This window comes from Pseudomonas sp. 2725 (assembly GCF_050434585.1).
Classification (GTDB): Bacteria; Pseudomonadota; Gammaproteobacteria; order Pseudomonadales; family Pseudomonadaceae; genus Aquipseudomonas; species Aquipseudomonas jessenii.
In genome coordinates, this window is the sequence record NZ_JBNDIV010000001.1 from 371,102 (window position 1) to 387,371 (window position 16,270).

General features: G+C 60.2%; 13 protein-coding genes and 1 pseudogene. 3 read left to right on the forward strand and 11 right to left on the reverse strand.

What is annotated here, in order from left to right; all coding sequences use genetic code 11:
- Positions 1-67 precede the first annotated feature (67 nt).
- The 3 genes and pseudogenes from ABIE16_RS01730 to ABIE16_RS01740 all read right to left on the reverse strand — a co-directional run.
- Positions 68-1,417, reverse strand: a complete 1,350-nt coding sequence (locus ABIE16_RS01730; RefSeq protein ID WP_429520445.1) for a CoA transferase — start codon at positions 1,415-1,417, stop codon at positions 68-70.
- Positions 1,418-1,593: 176 nt separating this feature from the next.
- The gene (locus ABIE16_RS01735; RefSeq protein WP_371319450.1) at positions 1,594-2,349 is read right to left on the reverse strand and encodes a methyl-accepting chemotaxis protein; all 756 of its coding nucleotides are present in this window, start codon (positions 2,347-2,349) and stop codon (positions 1,594-1,596) included.
- A 150-nt stretch (positions 2,350-2,499) separates the two neighbouring features.
- Positions 2,500-3,732: pseudogene (locus ABIE16_RS01740) on the reverse strand (chemotaxis protein); the annotation flags it as partial.
- A 457-nt stretch (positions 3,733-4,189) separates the two neighbouring features.
- On the opposite strand from ABIE16_RS01740, the gene ABIE16_RS01745 reads away from it, so the two are divergent.
- On the forward strand, positions 4,190-4,975 hold the full coding sequence (locus tag ABIE16_RS01745; RefSeq protein ID WP_429520446.1) for a hypothetical protein: 786 nt from the start codon (positions 4,190-4,192) through the stop codon (positions 4,973-4,975).
- Positions 4,976-5,034: 59 nt separating this feature from the next.
- Here ABIE16_RS01745 and ABIE16_RS01750 read toward each other — a convergent pair whose 3' ends face one another.
- From ABIE16_RS01750 to gap, 8 genes are all read right to left on the reverse strand, one after another.
- Entirely contained in the window at positions 5,035-5,766 is a 732-nt protein-coding gene (locus ABIE16_RS01750) for a hypothetical protein (protein WP_429520447.1), read from the reverse strand.
- A gap of 147 nt (positions 5,767-5,913) precedes the next feature.
- Positions 5,914-6,303 carry a YbaN family protein gene (locus ABIE16_RS01755; RefSeq protein WP_429520448.1) on the reverse strand — a complete coding sequence of 130 codons (390 nt, stop codon included), beginning with the start codon at positions 6,301-6,303 and terminating at the stop codon, positions 5,914-5,916.
- Positions 6,304-6,463: 160 nt separating this feature from the next.
- Positions 6,464-7,072: a biliverdin-producing heme oxygenase gene (locus tag ABIE16_RS01760; RefSeq protein ID WP_218494300.1), complete on the reverse strand. Its 609-nt coding sequence runs from the start codon at positions 7,070-7,072 to the stop codon at positions 6,464-6,466.
- A 113-nt stretch (positions 7,073-7,185) separates the two neighbouring features.
- The gene (locus ABIE16_RS01765) at positions 7,186-9,753 is read right to left on the reverse strand and encodes a TonB-dependent receptor (protein WP_429520449.1); all 2,568 of its coding nucleotides are present in this window, start codon (positions 9,751-9,753) and stop codon (positions 7,186-7,188) included.
- A 122-nt stretch (positions 9,754-9,875) separates the two neighbouring features.
- Positions 9,876-10,841 (reverse strand): FecR family protein, encoded by a 966-nt coding sequence (locus ABIE16_RS01770; protein ID WP_429520450.1) that lies wholly within the window; start codon positions 10,839-10,841, stop codon positions 9,876-9,878.
- A 120-nt stretch (positions 10,842-10,961) separates the two neighbouring features.
- Positions 10,962-11,480 carry an RNA polymerase sigma factor gene (locus tag ABIE16_RS01775; RefSeq protein WP_057713542.1) on the reverse strand — a complete coding sequence of 173 codons (519 nt, stop codon included), beginning with the start codon at positions 11,478-11,480 and terminating at the stop codon, positions 10,962-10,964.
- A 77-nt stretch (positions 11,481-11,557) separates the two neighbouring features.
- Complete coding sequence (locus tag ABIE16_RS01780) at positions 11,558-12,022, reverse strand: methylglyoxal synthase (RefSeq protein ID WP_429520451.1); 465 nt, start codon at positions 12,020-12,022, stop codon at positions 11,558-11,560.
- Positions 12,023-12,171: 149 nt separating this feature from the next.
- Positions 12,172-13,173, reverse strand: a complete 1,002-nt coding sequence (gene gap, locus ABIE16_RS01785; RefSeq protein ID WP_007974423.1) for a type I glyceraldehyde-3-phosphate dehydrogenase — start codon at positions 13,171-13,173, stop codon at positions 12,172-12,174.
- Positions 13,174-13,393: 220 nt separating this feature from the next.
- Between gap and edd the strand changes: the two genes are divergently transcribed.
- Complete coding sequence (gene edd, locus ABIE16_RS01790; RefSeq protein ID WP_057713545.1) at positions 13,394-15,220, forward strand: phosphogluconate dehydratase; 1,827 nt, start codon at positions 13,394-13,396, stop codon at positions 15,218-15,220.
- On the forward strand, positions 15,217-16,176 hold the full coding sequence (locus tag ABIE16_RS01795) for a glucokinase (protein ID WP_429520452.1): 960 nt from the start codon (positions 15,217-15,219) through the stop codon (positions 16,174-16,176). Before edd ends, ABIE16_RS01795 begins: the two co-directional genes overlap by 4 nt.
- Positions 16,177-16,270: the final 94 nt, after the last annotated feature.

Below are 16,270 nucleotides of genomic sequence, written 5' to 3' on the forward strand. Positions count from 1 at the left end.
ATCGCGGTCTCTCGGAAGGTCTCGGTCACCTGTGGGAGCGAGCTTGCTCGCGATGGCGATATGACTGTCACCACCACTGTGCGGGATGTGAACCCAGTTCAGTCGCGGACAAGGTCCATTGCAGAGGCGTTCCTGTGATCTTCAGAGGCACCTGCAACCGATGCGCCGGTCCCCAGGGTGTCTGCTCCACCATCAACCCCTGATCCTGCTCATCTTCCGCACGTAACGCTTCACTCGTCCCCGCCCCATGCTCGATCAACAACCTCGCCGTACGCGCCAACGACAATCGCGCCGAACCCCCGATACCGTCGCTCAACCGCTGCGCCAACAACCGGATCGCACTGGCCGCCATCAGATACCCGGTGGCGTGATCGAGGGCCTGCACCGGCAATGGCGTCGGTTTGTCCGACTGCTTCCAGCGCATGCCCGCTTCGGCAATGCCACTGCTCATCTGCACCAGGCTGTCGAAGCCCCGCCGATTTTGCCAGGGGCCGCTCCAGCCATAGGCGTTTAGACAAACATCGATCAGGCCCGGGTTCAGTTGCCGGCGCTCATTCATGCCCAGTCCAAGTCGTTCCAGTGCATCAGCACGATAACCATGAAGCAGAATGTCGGCGTCCTTGAGCAGGCATTCGAATACGGCGCGGTCGGACTTGTCGTTCAGATCAAGACGCGCACAGCGTTTTCCCAAGGTGACTTCCGGCACCACTCCAGGTTCGTTCCAGGTCGGCGGGTCGATGCGCAGGACATCGGCGCCCAGGCCTGCCAGAAAGCGACTGGCGATGGGGCCGGCCAGTACCCGGGTCAAGTCCAGCACCTTGATGCCAGCCAGTGGTCGAGCCACTGAACCTGACCACGGTTGGCGGCTCTGGCTTGGGTTGTTGGCGAATTGAATCAAGGGTTCGACGTTTACCGCCTGGCCTTGAGGATGGACCTGCCATTGTTCCCAGGTGCGCATTTCGGCGGCACAGCCACCGGCATCGACCACAGCCTGTTCCAGATCGCTTTTCGCCCACCGAGCCACTTTGTCGGCCATCGCTGCGCGGTCGGTACAGGCACCGAGCACGCTTTCGGCAGCGGCGCGGTGATGGGGCGCGTTGGTGTGCAGGCGAATCCAGCCATCGCGGGTGGCGTAGTCACCCGCGATCGGGTCCCACAACGGCGGAACGCTCCAGCCAAGCGGGCGAATCGAGGTTGCGAACCAGAATGACGCCAAGCGTCGGTCAACTTCAAGGTCGGGCAGGCGCCCGGTTTGTTGGTGCAGCAGTTCGCTGGCAGCCTGGCCGGCGACGGCCATGCTGACGCAGGCCAGATCAGTGACGGCAAACGCCGAGGGCAGGGCGCCACTGGACGTGAATGGAATCGGGGTGTGAGGCAAACCGAGTACGGCTTGAATGGACGTGAGCAGATCAGTCATTGAAGAGCCCTCCGGAGCGAGAGCCCGATCTTAGATCAAAAAACCTGAGGTCAGATGAAATCCATCTGTGGGAGCGAGCTTGCTCGCGATAGCAGACTGTCAGTCGACATCAATGTTGAATGTCAGTCCGCTATCGCGAGCAAGCTCGCTCCCACAGGGGATCTTCGGTAGGTTCTTTAAACGCGGAACTGATCCATCAACTTCATCTGATGGGTGGTCAGGGAGTTGAGCTGGCTGCTGATCTGCGCCGATTCGGTGGCCTGGCCGGTCAGGGTTTCGGTGACGGTGCGGATCGCCGAGACGTTGCGGTTGACCTCTTCGGCGACGGCGCTTTGCTGTTCGGCGGCGCTGGCGATTTGCAGGTTCATATCGCTGATCACGGTGACTGCATCGCTGATCTTGCCCAAGGCCTGGACGGCCTGCTGGATCTGCCCGGCGTTGCTGTGGGCCTGGGTCTGGCTTGAGTGCATGGTGGCGACCACGCCGCGGGTGCCGCTCTGGATGCGCTCGATCACCAGGCGAATTTCTTCCACCGAGTCCTGGGTGCGTTTGGCCAGGTTGCGCACTTCATCGGCGACCACCGCAAAACCACGACCGCTTTCACCGGCACGGGCGGCTTCGATGGCGGCGTTGAGCGCCAGCAGGTTGGTTTGTTCGGCGATGCTGCGAATCACCTCCAGCACCGAACCGATCTGCTCGCTGTTGACCGCGAGGGCTTCGACTTCGGTCACAGCCTTGCTGACTTCTTCGGCCAGTTGATTGATGTCGCGGGTGCTGCGCTCGATGATTTGCATGCCGTCGCGGGCCGACTGGTCGGCGCCTTTCGCCGCGTTGGCCGCGTTCGAGGCGCTGTTGGCGACATCGTGGGCGGTGGCGCTCATTTCGTTGGACGCGGTGGCGACCTGGTCGATTTCGCGGAACTGCACCTGCATGCCTTCACTGGTCTGGCGGGCGATTTCCGAAGACTGGTCGGCCGTGCCACGGGCATCGGTGATGCTTTGCTTGATCTGCGCGATGGTCGGTTGCAGCTTGTCGAGGAAGCGGTTGAACCAGCTCACCAGTTCGCCCAACTCGTCCTTCTTGCTGTAGTGCAGGCGCTGGGTCAGGTCGCCGTCGCCACTGGCAATCGCCTTGAGCATGTCGGCCACGCTGTTGATCGGGCGGGTCACGCCGGATGCGGTAAGCCACATCAGCAGCAGACCGATCACACCGGCAATCACTGCCACCGACAGTGCCTTGATCGTGCCGCCGTGTTGGGCATCGTCGAGTACCGCTTGCAGTTTCACTGAGTCGGCCAGCAGCACTTGTTTGGGCAGGTCGATCACCACGGCCCAGGCCTTGGCATCGGCAATCGGGCTGACCGGGTACACCGCGCGGATCAGGTCGCCTTGCTGGAGAATCTTCGGCGCGCCACTAGCGAGCAACTGCAGGATGTCCTTGCCATCGCCCCCCAGGGTGTCGCCGATGTTCTTGCCGACTTTGCCGGCGTCGACACTGTAGGCGGCCAGCACGCCAGTGCCGGAAACGATGAGCATGTGCCCGGCACTGTTGAACAGGTCGCGCTGGGAGTCGACCGCCGCCGCTTGCAGGGCGTCGAGGGCGATGTCGATGCCGACCACGCCGATGGACTTGCCATCTACCAGCAGCGGTACGGAAATGGTGGTCATCAACATTTCCTTGTTGCCGACCGTATCGGCATACGGGTCGAGCAGGCAGATGCGCTTGCTGTCCCGCGGGCAGGTGTACCAGACGTTGTACGGCGTGCCGCTGAGGTTCAGGGTGGTTTTGGTCATGTCTTCTTCGACCATGATCGTGTTCAGCGACTCACCCCCGGCGCGGCTCCAGTACGTGGCGAAACGGCCGATCTCGTTGGACTGGCGGGCGGCGTCATTGACGAATTCGCTGTCCTTGCCGTCCAGCCCATTGGGTTCGAACGCCAGCCAAATGCCCAGCACTTTGCTGTTGCGCTCGAAGGCGGTTTTCAGACTCTGGTTCAACTCTTCTCGCAAGACGCCGGGCTCGAGGGAGCGTTTGGCGGCCAGGTTGCGCATGTCCTGGATCTGGTCCGCGAGGGCGGTCACCACCGTCAGGGTTTCACCGAACGTCTTCTGCACCCGCACCGCCTGCTCGGCGGCCTTGGCCTGGAGCAGGTCCTGCACACTGGCAGTGAGCATTCTGCTGCTGGAATCGCTGACCAGATCATCGTTCTGATTGGTCTGGTAGATGTTCATACCCACTATCAAGGCGACTACGCCCAGCAGGCACAGACCGGACAGCAGGACGATTTTCAGGCGAATGGACAGTGAGTCGAACATAGGGCGAGCTCGCGAATGGATGAAGTGTTGGCTGTGGGCCGTTGTGGCTCACTCGCTAAATCCATTTAGCGCCGATCAATGCACATCGGCGTGGCGAAGAGGTTACATGAGGGGCAACCCGACGAGCGGTAGTTGTTGAACGTTTGCGCAGAAAAATGTGCCGAAAATGGGGATAAAAAGAGGAAAAAGCGCGGGGTGAATTCAGGGGGCATCAGGGACGCCGGTCTCGAAGCGCCTGAATGAAATTCACAAAATACATATGTACCGCTTCTCATAAACGGCAGGACGTTTCAATGCAGATGCCACCTCGGTGGAACACTTCCGGAAGCTTTGGCTTTCGGCATCTGACAGAAAATAATGAGAAGACTCTATGTGGATTACTTGCTTTAAAAGGACCGGGTTGCGCTCGGTGTTGTTGTTTTGGGGGATGTTGTTGGCGGCAGGCGCGGCTCCTGCCATGTCGTTTCTGAACTCGTCAGCTATTTCTGGTATCGCCTCTCAAATACCCTCGGCGGCTACGGTACTGCCGGACAAACTGAACACCCTCAAGGAAAGTCTGGCCTCCGAAACGGAGGTGAAGCATTACCGCTTCATGGCGGTACGGGGGCAGGATGTGTGGATCCATTCGCGCGGGACGAATGGCGGGGCATTGACGCTGGAATACAATCGCGATGGAAACTGGGCCGTAATCCCTTGGGGTACACCCTTAACGGTTTCTGGTTTGCAGCCGAATCAGGAAGTTCAGGTTCGCATTTCGAAGAAGCCGTCCGCCCCGTTCGTGGCGGGTGATATCTACACGCTCGAGTTTGGCTCAGCGCCTTACTACGCCGACAGTCGTGTCCGGGGCGATGCCGGTGAGTTGCCGCTGTACTGGGCGACCACGCAGGCCCACAGAATCTTGAACTGGTCGGTCCGGTTGAGGGATTCGACAGGGCAGCCGCTCGAAGGCGCTAAAGCTACCTTGATATTGAACAAGGGGGGGGATGACGAAAGGTTCGACCTTATAACGGACAGCACTGGTAGCGCCGCGCAAGCCCTTGAGTTGGGCAGGTGCTATGGCCAGTTGAAGTCTGATCCTTTCTGGACCAGCAGTGGCAAGTATCGCTATAAGTGGGAAGTTGAATACAACCTGGGGCATTGGTCTATTCAGGTTCAAGACAAAGAGAATTCGGGTGTGGGAGGTTACAACGTGCCGAATGTTTCATTTGCTCAAATCTGCTATCAAAACATGTTGCGCAACTAGATCAGCCATGCTCCCGGCAAGCGGTCTACACACCCGCTTTGCCGGGCTTTATCAGTCGATCAGGCTTCGATGTGCAATCCCGTTTTTTTCTCGATCGGATCCTTTTCGGCTTTTTTATGCAATTGATCCAGCCAGGAGTCGGAATTTCTGAGATCCAGTGCGCCTTTGTTCAGCAATAATCCATAGTCAACCATCTTGTGGAAGTTGCTCAGGTCCAGTTTCACCTTGCCCTCGAACTGTGGCTTATCCCGCTTGACCAGTTCGATCACGGTCTTGGCGTGCTTGAGGGTCAGGGATTGCAAGCCTTTTGCCTCGTTCAACAGGGCATTCAGTATTTCCTCATCCCTGGCAGTCAGTGTGTTGGGCGGTGAAGTGACTTTCAGTTGACCGTCTTCGGTAACGGTGAAGCCCATTGGCTTATTGGCCAGGCCAGACCATTTGCTCTGCAGATCTTTTTTGAAATCGGAGTAAATCCCTTCCATTTCACGGAGCATAAGTCCTGCGCGGCATTCGTTACCCCAAAGGATTACACCTCTAAAACCCTTTATCTCATGACGTAGCTCACCAAGCTTTTTATCTGGATCGGTCACACTTAAAAATTCCTCCAGCTCATCCAGATTTTCGCTGGTGATACCTCTCTGACTAGGGGACCGGAGTTTCTCGATGGTCGACCATACCCTTTGCTCATTTATTACCGAGCCATCGACTTGTTTCTCGGGGGCGTTTTCCGTGTTCACCCTCATTGCTTGCGGGTACGAAAATCGAAAATATGCAGCGTCACTTACATTCATGTCAGCTTCTCATTGTGTGGGTTCATCGTGCTTAACGGCCAAACCCGGTCATGGATGACCTGATAAACACGTAGGAGAAGTCCGAACAGGAAGTAGGTACTTTCAAGTATGCCGTTGTCGGCTGTCACAGGGCGGTTTGAAGAGGTTTCAGGTGACTTGCGGCAGTGATTCCGGCCGTGACCAGATCCACAGATTGCCCAGCCCCATGCCGGCAATCGCCAGGTAAATCGGCCAGCCATGATCGAGCATTACCAGCATCAGACCGGCACACAACAGCATGCTGACCGTGGCGCTGATTTTTGCCCTACGCGCGATGATCTTGCCGTTGCGCCAGTTATGGAGGATGGGGCCGAACAGCCGGTGGTTTTCCAGCCAGGCACTCAGGCGCGGCGAACTGCGGGTCGCAGCCCAGGCGGCCAGCAGGATGAACTCGGTGGTTGGCAGGCCGGGTATGACGATGGCGATCAGGCCGATGCCCAGGCTGACATAGGCCAGCAGGCCGAAGAGGAGGCGGGAGAGTCTGGAGGAGGCTGGCATGGGCTCAAGGCAACATGTGAGGCTGATCGAAATCTTACGGATTTGCTTCGCTCCTTGTGGGAGCGAGCTTGCTCGCGATAGGGGGGTATCAGTCGACAGTAATGCTGTCTGGAATACCGTCATCGCGAGCAAGCTCGCTCCCACAGGGGAATGTGGTATGTCAGGCGACTTCCGGAGCGCTGGCGTAAGCCCGCTCCAGCAACACGGTAAAACGGTTGAACGCGTCGATTGCGCCTTTTTCCACTTCGGCTTCTTCCTGGGCGCTGAATGCCAGGCCGTCCAGGGTTTTGACGAAGCTCTTCCAGCCTTCAGCGCGGCCGCCGGCCGGTTCGCCGAGGTGGCGGGCGCCGAAGGTTTCGCTCAGGCCAAGGCCCACGGCACGCTTGATGAGGAACGCCGCGCCGAGCTTCGAGCCTTCGGAGACGAAGATCCAGCCCAGGGCCTCGGCCTTGGTCGGGTTCTTCAGTGCACCGGCGACAGGTGCCGGCACGTCGGTGTCCAGGTCCGCGAGGTCGGCCCTGGCTGCTTCGGCACGACAGCGGGCCGGCAGGTCCGGGACGATGGCGGTCAGTTCGGCATCGTTGTACAGCGACACCAGTTCCGACTGGAACAGGTACTGCGCCACCACGAAACGAGCGAAATTGGCCGGGGTTTCAAACGGGGCATGAGCCTTGACCAGGGCATCGAGCTTGCTGTGCGGCTCGTGGGTGATCTGGTTCAAACGTTGCGAACGCAGGTTGGGGCGTTGTTCGGTGGCCTGGGTAGTCATGGCAATTCCTTGGAGAAAGAGAGGCGCTTGGTAACGAGACGAACAGGAAGGCGCCTGACAGTAAAAAATCCTCACCGGGCGGCTTGATGAAACCGCCAGGCGAGATGAGCGGATCAGATATCCCAGATCAGGTTGACCGCAAAGTTGCGACCCGGCTGAGTCAGGCGGTCGAGGTTGGCCGGTTGGGTCACCGAGGCTTCGCCGACGCTGTCGTAGCCGCGCACGTCATCCCACAGCCAGTACTTCTTGTCGGTGAGGTTGTAGACGCCGCCGCTGACGGTCACGTCGTCGGTCACCTTGTAGAACGCGCTCAGGTCCAGAATGCCGAAACCGGGCGTCTTGAACTGGGTGCTGGTGCCGTCCGGGGTCTTGAAACTGGTGCTGTCGACGCGGTCTTTCTTTTTCACCAGCGTCCAACTGAGCAAGCCGCCGTAGGTGTCCTGGTCGTAGCCGAGGCCGAATACGCCGGTCAGCGGGTTGACGCTGTTGAGCGGCTCGCCGTTGTCGTCGTTGCGACCGTAGGCATAGGCCACCGAGCCCTGGGTGTAGAGGCCTTGCGGCGCGCCGAAGGCGTCGAGGTTCAGGCGTCCCTTGACCTCCGCGCCCTTGATGGTGGCGTGCTTGATGTTGTTGCTCTGGAACGTGGTCTCGGTGTAGCCCGGAGTGATGGCGTTCTCGTTGATGAAGTCGCGGTATTTGTTGTAGAACACCGCCACGTCAAACGAGCCCTGCTCGAAGTTGCCGCGCAAACCCGTCTCGTAGCTTTTGCTCTTTTCCGGTTCGAGGTCAGGATTAGGCGCTACCCGATAGCCGCCGGCGATGTTTTCGAAACGACCGTACAACGCCTTGGCGGTCGGGGTGCGGAAGCCTTCAGCGTATTTGCCGTACCAGGTGTAATGGTCGTTGAAGCTGTAGGTGGTGCCAAAATTCGGCGACAGGCGATGCCAGGTTTTGGTCTCGTCGCTCACTGTACCGTTGCCGCTCTGGTCGGCGGTGGCCAGGAACTCTTCGGTGATGTGCGGCTTGAGCTCGGTGTAGTCGTAGCGGGCACCTGGCGCAAAGGTCCAGTCGCCCCAGCTGATCAGATCCTGGGCGAACAGGCTGTAGCTGTTGACGGTCGGGTCCGGGAAGTCACTGGCGGGTGTCAGCGTGTCGGTGGCACTAGGGGCGCCAATGACCCGGCAGGATCCGGCCACGGTCAGGCAGGTGCCGGTGCCGGTACGCAGGCCGGTGATTTTGTCCTGCTTGATGGTGGTGCCATAGGTGACGAGGTGGTCGGTGTCGGCGATGGCAAACGACTTGTCAGCCTGGGCATCGAATACCCATTGGCGGTCCTTGTAGGTTGTATCGCGGTTACGCAGCACGGTTCGTGACGGCGGCGCGTAGATTTCCTCGGTGCTCTGGTCGGTCTTGGCGATCTGGTAGTTCAGCGTCCACTTGATGTTGTCGGCCAGGGCGCTGTCCAGACCGAAGCTGTGTTCCAGACCAAAGCGTTCGCGGGTGATCGTGTCGTTACCGGTACGGGACTTGTAGTAGCCGAAACCGCGTCCGGCATTGAACGGGCCGCCCACTGCGCTCAATTGATTGGTGTCGCGGTCGTCCTTGTAATGCTCATAGGTCAGGCCCAGGCGCGCGTCGTCGGCGTAATTCCAGCCCAGTTTTGCCAGCACGCTGGTGGTGCGAGCGTCCTGGGGGTTGGCTTCAGTGCGGTTCAGGCCAGTGCCGCCGGTTTCGCCATAGGACTCTGTTTCATGACCGTTGCGTTGACTGAGATGTAACAGGCCATCGAGCTCGCCGGTACGGCCGGCGACGGTGCCGGACGTCAGCCAGCTGTCGTCGGCGGAGCTGTAACCGGTTTTCAGGCGCGCACCGACATCCTTGCCCGGTTTGATGATGTCGTCCGGGTCCAGCGTGTAGTAGCTGACGGCGCCGCCAATGGCATTGCTGCCGTACAAAACAGAGGCCGGGCCACGGAGGATTTCCACACGCTTGACGATTTCCGGGTCGACATAGTTGCGGTTGGTCTGGGCATAGGGGCCGTTGAAGAAGCCGTCGGGTACCTGCACGCCATCGACCTGGGTCAGCACGCGGTCGCCATCGATGCCGCGAATGTTGTAGCCGGTGATACCGGCCCGCTGGCCTGCGCCGCCTACCGAAACACCGGGTTCGTAGCGCACCAGCTCCTTGATGGTATTGACGTTGTTGCGGTCCAGATCTTCGCGAGTGTAGACAGAGACCGTGCTCGGCACGCTATTCACAGACTGTTCGTTACGGGTGGCGCTGATGGTCACCTGATCGAGATTGAGGGCGCTGCTACCACTGCGCTTTTCCAGAACGATGCTGTTGTTGCCCAGTTTGCGATAGCCCAGGTTGGTCCCCACCAACAGGCGATCCAGGGCTTTCTCCGGCGACAGGGAACCGCGCACTCCCGGCGAGGCCACACCTTGTGCCAGCTCCGACGACACACCGATCTGCCAGCCCGTTACGGTGGTAAAGGCATTGAGTGCCGACACCAGTGATTGCTGGGGAATGGCGAACGAGTAGTCGCCCATTTTGCGGGTCGACTGCTCGGTGGCGGTGGCGGCCATGAGCGGTGCGGTACCGGCCATCAGGATGGCGGCGGTCAGCAGCGACAGCACGCGGGAAGGTGTAGGGGCTTGGCGGGTAAGGCGAGGGGACATCGATAGCGCTCCGTGTCGCACGAATCTTTATAGGTGCTGATTGGCATGGTGAGATGCGAATCAATTGCATTGGCTATAACGAGACGTACGGGGTTTGGCTATCGAGTAAAAATAATTCTCATTCAGTTCAGGATGACCAGCGCCGGGAATTCCTGGAGCCGGGCCGAGGTGATGTGGGCCAGGGAGCGAACCACGTCCAGCGGCTGATCGAGACGGTAGTTGCCGGTCACGGTGACATCGGCCAACTGTTCGTTGTTGTTGATGATCCAGCCCGGGTAATAGCGGCGAAGTTCTGCCAGCACCTGGTTCAGCGGGCAGTTTTCGAACACCAGCCGTCCCTGGACCCACGCCAGGTCGGTGGCGGCATCCAGCTTGGCCGGGCGGTCGAAGCCGTTGGGACCGATGCGAATGCTTTCCCCGGCGGACAAGCGTACCCGCGCGTCATCCCGAGTGGCGCGCAAGTCGACGTCGCCGCGCTGTACCCGTACCTGCGCCACGCCGTCGAGGTAACGCACGGCAAATGCGGTATCGCGAACGCTGGCCGTGACCGGGCCGGCGTCGATTTCCAGTGGTTGGCCGCGATTGGCCTGCACTTCGAAAAACGCTTCGCCCTGATACAGGCGGGCAACACGTTGCTGGTCGTTGATGGTGCTTGAGAACGCCGAATTGGTATTGAGCAGAACCCTGGAACCGTCCTCCAGTTGCAAGCGCTGGCGCTCGCCGACCACAGTCAGGTGATCGGCCTGCAGGCGCATCGGCAAACTGCTGAAACTGAACAGCCCGAGCAGCAGCACGGCGGCGGTGGCCAGTGGTTTCCAGTGCGGACGCAGACGGGCGAGGACAGTGACTTTCGCCGGACGGGCGGCCAGGCTTTGCGCGCATTGCGCCACTTGCGGGCCGTCCCAGATCGCCTGGGCCTTGGCGAACGCCTGGGCATTCAACGGATCGGCGTCGAGCCATGCCTGGAATTGGCGGCTCTGCTCCTCGTCGGGACTGCCGAGCACGATCAGCCAGTCCAGGGCCTGGTCCATCGCGCTTGCGGGGTCCTGCGCCGATGAAGGCTCGGGGGAGCGGTGGTTGTCCGTCACGGTGTTTCCTCGGCAGTGTCTGTGCACGGCTGTTTTTTTAGTGAAGCGTAAAAGTGGGCCAAGGGTAGCAAAGCCCGATGATCAGCGCAGTCGGTCCAGGTAAGCGCAGGGCCTTGGCGCTCAGTTGGCGTTCAAGCGATCGGCAACCCCGATGCAGATCGACATGATCAGTTTGAGTTCTTTCTGCACGGTGCTGAGGGACACGTTCAACTCCTCGGCGATTTCCTGGTAACTGTGACCGTGCAGGCGGCTGAGGATGAAAATCCGCTGTTGGCGGGCGCTGAGTTCACTGAGGCTCACGTTGAGGCGCTCCAGCAATTGTTCGGCGTGGGCGGCGTCTTCGGCGCTGCTGGTGGCGGCGGCGATGCTGTGCATCACCTCCTGCGGCACGTCATCGACCATCGTGCGCGAATGGATGCGCCGTGCGCGCAAATGGTCCAGCGCCAGGTTGCGCGCCGTCTGGAAGACAAAGGGCTCAAGATGATCGATGGCCCGTTCGCTCAATGCCCGGGTCACCCGCAGGTAAGTTTCCTGCAAAAGGTCTTCAGCGGTGCTGTGATTGTTGACCATCCGCTCCAGCGTGCGCAGCAGGGAGGTGCGCTGGGTGAGGAAAACGTGGTTGAAGCGCGACTGACTCACGGGAGAACCTGATCCATTTCGAGTAGATGATAATGCTTATCATCTACTCGGGTGGTCAAGCACTGATTTGTGACGCTTTACGTGCGACCTTGCAAATAGGTGGCGTAATCGGGAATCCGATGGAGGTGCGCCTGATCCATCAGCGGGCTGCTGAGCAGGTAGTCGGCGCTGCATTCGTTACACGCCACCGGGATGTTCCACACTGCCGCGACCCGCAGCAACGCCTTGATATCCGGGTCGTGGGGCTGTGGCTCGAACGGGTCCCAGAAGAACACCAGCATGTCGACGCGCTGCTCGGCGATTTGCGCACCGAGCTGCTGGTCGCCGCCCAGTGGCCCGCTGATCATGCTTTGCACCGGCAGATCGAGGCGTTGTTGCAACAACAACCCCGTGGTGCCGGTGGCGACCAGATCATGCTGGGCCAGCCTGTCTTTTTGCCGTTCGGCCCAGTCCAGCAAGAACACCTTGCAGTGGTCATGGGCAACCAGGGCGATACGCTTGCGCGCCGCCATGGTCTTTTGCGTAAAGCTGATGCCGATCATCGATGCTGGCTCCAGAAATGACACGCACCCTGTAGGAGCGAGCTTGCTCGCGATGGATGCAAGGGCCCCGCGTTCATTCAGGCTACCTTTTCATCGTTAACGACCATCGCGAGCAGGCTCGCTCCTACAAGAAGGAAGGGACGTGCTGCTTATTCTGCGTTGCACAGCGCCAGGCAGTTATCGAGCATGCGGTTGGAGAAACCCCATTCGTTGTCATACCACGCCAGTACCTTGAGCAATTTGCCGCTGGATTTGGTGTGGTTGGCGTCGAAGATCGACGACAGCGGGTTGTGGTTGAAGTCGCTGGAGACCAGCGGCAGGGTGTTGTAGCCAAGGATCTTCGAGTGCTGGCTGGCTTCTTTCATCAGTGCATTGACCTCATCGGCCGACGCTTCGCGCTTGAGCTGCACCGTCAGGTCCACCAGCGATACATTGATGACCGGTACGCGCACCGACATGCCGGTCAATTTGCCCGCCAGTTCCGGCAGCACCAGGCCCACCGCTTCAGCAGCACCGGTCTTGCTCGGGATCATGTTCTGGGTGGCCGAACGGGCGCGGTACGGATCGACGTGATAGACGTCGGTCAGGTGCTGGTCGTTGGTATAGGCGTGAATGGTGGTCATCAGACCGCTTTCGATGCCCAGCTCGCGGTGCAGCACCTGGGCCACCGGGGCCAGGCAGTTGGTAGTGCACGACGCGTTGGAAATGATCTGGTGCGATTGGCGCAGAATGTCGTGGTTCACCCCGTAAACGACGGTGGCGTCGGCGCCTTTGGCCGGGGCAGAGATAATCACTTTGCGCGCGCCCGCCGTAATATGCGCAGCGGCCTTGGCCCGGTCGGTGAACAGACCGGTGCATTCGAACACCACATCAATCTTTTCCGCGGCCCAGGGTAGGTCGGCCGGGTTGCGGATGGCGCTGACCGAAATGCGGTCGCCGTTGACCGTCAGGCTCTCCTGATCGTGCTGGACATCGGCATCGAATGTGCCGTGAACGGTGTCGTACTTGAGCAGATGAGCGTTGATCGCGCTGTCGCCCAGGTCGTTGATGGCGACGATCTGCAGATCCTGACGGTAGCCCTGGGTATAGAGTGCGCGCAGGACATTACGGCCGATGCGGCCAAAACCATTGATTGCGATTCGAAGAGTCATAGTGCGGCGCTACCGTCGTTTTGTTGTTGGAATTACAAGATTATTCGTAAAAAAATAGAAAACAAGCCTTTTTGATGGCAATATTTTGTTCGATCTACAACGAGTGACCTGAATCAACTGGTCCGAATGGTCAAATAAACCGTCTGTCATCCCATCGACACCGGCCTTTGATCAGCATAGACAATCAGGTCGCCACATCCGTTAGCCTGGAGTTCTACACATGCATCCCCGCGTCCTTGAGGTCACTGAACGGCTTATCGCCCGCAGCCGCGCCACGCGTGAGGCCTACCTTGCATTGATCCGCGGTGCGGCCAGCGACGGTCCGATGCGCGGCAAGCTGCAGTGCGCCAACTTCGCCCATGGCGTGGCCGGTTGCGGCAGCGACGACAAGCACAGCCTGCGGATGATGAACTCCGCGAACATCGCGATAGTTTCGTCATATAACGACATGCTCTCGGCACACCAGCCGTACGAAGTCTTCCCCGAACTGATCAAGAAAGCCCTGCGCGAAATCGGCTCCGTCGGTCAGTTCGCCGGTGGCACGCCGGCCATGTGCGATGGCGTGACCCAGGGCGAGCCGGGCATGGAGCTGAGCCTGCCGAGCCGCGAAGTGATCGCGTTGTCCACTGCCGTGGCGCTGTCCCACAACATGTTCGACGGCGCGCTGCTGCTCGGCATCTGCGACAAGATCGTGCCGGGCCTGATGATGGGTGCGCTGCGCTTCGGCCATCTGCCGATGATCTTCGTGCCGGGCGGGCCGATGGTGTCGGGCATTTCCAACAAGCAGAAAGCCGATGTGCGCCAGAAGTACGCCGAAGGCAAGGCGACTCGCGAAGAGCTGCTGGAATCGGAAATGAAGTCCTACCACAGCCCTGGCACCTGCACCTTCTACGGCACCGCCAACACCAACCAGTTGCTGATGGAAGTCATGGGCCTGCATCTGCCGGGCGCGTCCTTCGTCAACCCGAACACGCCGTTGCGCGATGCCTTGACCCGCGAAGCCGCGCACCAGGTCACGCGCCTGACCAAGCAGAACGGCGACTTCATGCCGATCGGCGAAATCGTCGACGAGCGTTCGCTGGTCAACTCGATTGTCGCGTTGCATGCCACGGGCGGTTCGACCAACCACACCCTGCACATGCCGGCCATCGCCATGGCGGCGGGCATTCAATTGACCTGGCAGGACATGGCCGACCTCTCCGAAGTCGTGCCGACCCTGAGCCACGTCTACCCGAACGGCAAAGCCGACATCAACCACTTCCAGGCTGCGGGCGGCATGTCGTTCCTGATCCGTGAACTGCTGGAAGCCGGGCTGCTCCACGAAAACGTCAACACCGTGATGGGCCACGGCCTGAGCCGCTACACCCAGGAGCCGTTCCTCGACAATGGCCAACTGGTCTGGCGTGAAGGCGTGACCGACAGCCTCGACGAAAGCATCCTGCGTCCGGTCGCCCGTGCATTCTCGGCCGAAGGTGGCCTGCGGGTGATGGAAGGCAACCTGGGTCGCGGTGTGATGAAAGTCTCCGCCGTGGCCGTGGAAAACCAGATCGTCGAAGCGCCGGCCATGGTGTTCCAGGATCAACAGGACCTGGCCGATGCGTTCAAGGCCGGTTTGCTGGAGAAGGATTTTGTCGCGGTGATGCGCTTCCAGGGCCCGCGCTCCAACGGCATGCCAGAGCTGCACAAGATGACGCCGTTCCTCGGTGTGTTGCAGGATCGCGGCTTCAAAGTCGCGCTGGTGACCGACGGGCGCATGTCCGGCGCGTCGGGGAAAATCCCGGCGGCCATTCATGTCAGCCCCGAAGCTTATGTCGGCGGCGCTTTGGCGCGGGTACAAGAGGGCGATATCATCCGCGTCGATGGCGTCAAAGGCACCCTGGAGCTTAAGGTGGACGCCGAAGAATTCGCAGCGCGCACGCCGGCCAAGGGCCTGTTGGGCAACAACATCGGCACCGGTCGCGAGCTGTTCGGTTTCATGCGCATGGCCTTCAGCTCGGCGGAGCAGGGCGCCAGCGCCTTTACTTCTGCCCTGGAGACGCTTAATTGAAACTGGCTTTGGTCGGTGACATCGGTGGGACCAACGCACGTTTCGCGTTGTGGAAAAACCAGCAGCTGGAATCGGTCCAGGTGCTGGCAACGGCAGATTTCCCCAGCCCTATCGATGCGATCAGCCTGTACCTTAATGGTCTGGGGCTGGCGCCGGGTTCGATCGGTTCGGTGTGCCTGTCGGTGGCGGGCCCGGTGAGTGGCGACGAATTCAAGTTCACCAATAATCACTGGCGCCTGAGCCGCAAGGGCTTTTGCCAGACCTTGCAGGTGGATCAGCTGTTGTTGGTCAACGACTTCTCGGCCATGGCCCTGGGCATGACCCGTCTGCAGCCCGGCGAATTCCGCGTGGTCTGCGAAGGCACGCCGGAGCCGTTGCGCCCGGCGGTGGTGATTGGCCCGGGCACAGGCCTGGGCGTCGGCACCTTGCTCGATCTGGGCGCGGGCCGTTTTGCCGCGTTGCCGGGGGAGGGCGGTCACGTCGATCTGCCATTGAGCAGCCCGCGTGAAACCCAACTCTGGCAGCACATCTTCAACGAAATTGGCCATGTCAGTGCGGAAACAGCCTTGAGCGGTGGCGGCTTGCCCCGTGTCTATCGGGCGATCTGTGCGGTGGATGGGCACACGCCTGTGCTCGACACACCGGAAGCCATCACCGCTGCCGGGCTGGCGGGCGACCCGATTGCCGTGGAAGTGCTTGAGCAGTTCTGCTGCTGGCTCGGTCGCGTGGCCGGCAATAACGTACTGACCACCGGTGGACGCGGTGGCGTGTACATCGTGGGCGGGGTGATTCCGCGCTTTGCCGATTTCTTCCTCGAAAGCGGTTTCGCCCGCTGCTTCGCCGACAAGGGTTGCATGAGCGACTACTTCAAGGGGATTCCGGTGTGGCTGGTGACAGCGCCGTATTCCGGGTTGGTTGGCGCCGGAGTAGCCTTGGAGCAATCTCTCCCAGCTTGAAATACGATCAAAATGTGGGAGCGGGCTTGCTCGTGAATGCGGTTTTATATTCAACACATTCGTTGACTGACACACCGCTTTCGCGAGCAAGCCC

Coding starts and splice junctions, on each gene's coding strand:
- ABIE16_RS01730 (WP_429520445.1), bottom strand. CDS start 1,417: ATGACTGATCTGCTCACGTCCATTCAAGCCGTACTCGGTTTGCCTCAC.
- ABIE16_RS01735 (WP_371319450.1), bottom strand. CDS start 2,349: ATGCAGGTGCAGTTCCGCGAAATCGACCAGGTCGCCACCGCGTCCAAC.
- ABIE16_RS01745 (WP_429520446.1), top strand. CDS start 4,190: ATGTCGTTTCTGAACTCGTCAGCTATTTCTGGTATCGCCTCTCAAATA.
- ABIE16_RS01750 (WP_429520447.1), bottom strand. CDS start 5,766: ATGAATGTAAGTGACGCTGCATATTTTCGATTTTCGTACCCGCAAGCA.
- ABIE16_RS01755 (WP_429520448.1), bottom strand. CDS start 6,303: ATGCCAGCCTCCTCCAGACTCTCCCGCCTCCTCTTCGGCCTGCTGGCC.
- ABIE16_RS01760 (WP_218494300.1), bottom strand. CDS start 7,072: ATGACTACCCAGGCCACCGAACAACGCCCCAACCTGCGTTCGCAACGT.
- ABIE16_RS01765 (WP_429520449.1), bottom strand. CDS start 9,753: ATGTCCCCTCGCCTTACCCGCCAAGCCCCTACACCTTCCCGCGTGCTG.
- ABIE16_RS01780 (WP_429520451.1), bottom strand. CDS start 12,022: ATGATCGGCATCAGCTTTACGCAAAAGACCATGGCGGCGCGCAAGCGT.
- gap (WP_007974423.1), bottom strand. CDS start 13,173: ATGACTCTTCGAATCGCAATCAATGGTTTTGGCCGCATCGGCCGTAAT.
- edd (WP_057713545.1), top strand. CDS start 13,394: ATGCATCCCCGCGTCCTTGAGGTCACTGAACGGCTTATCGCCCGCAGC.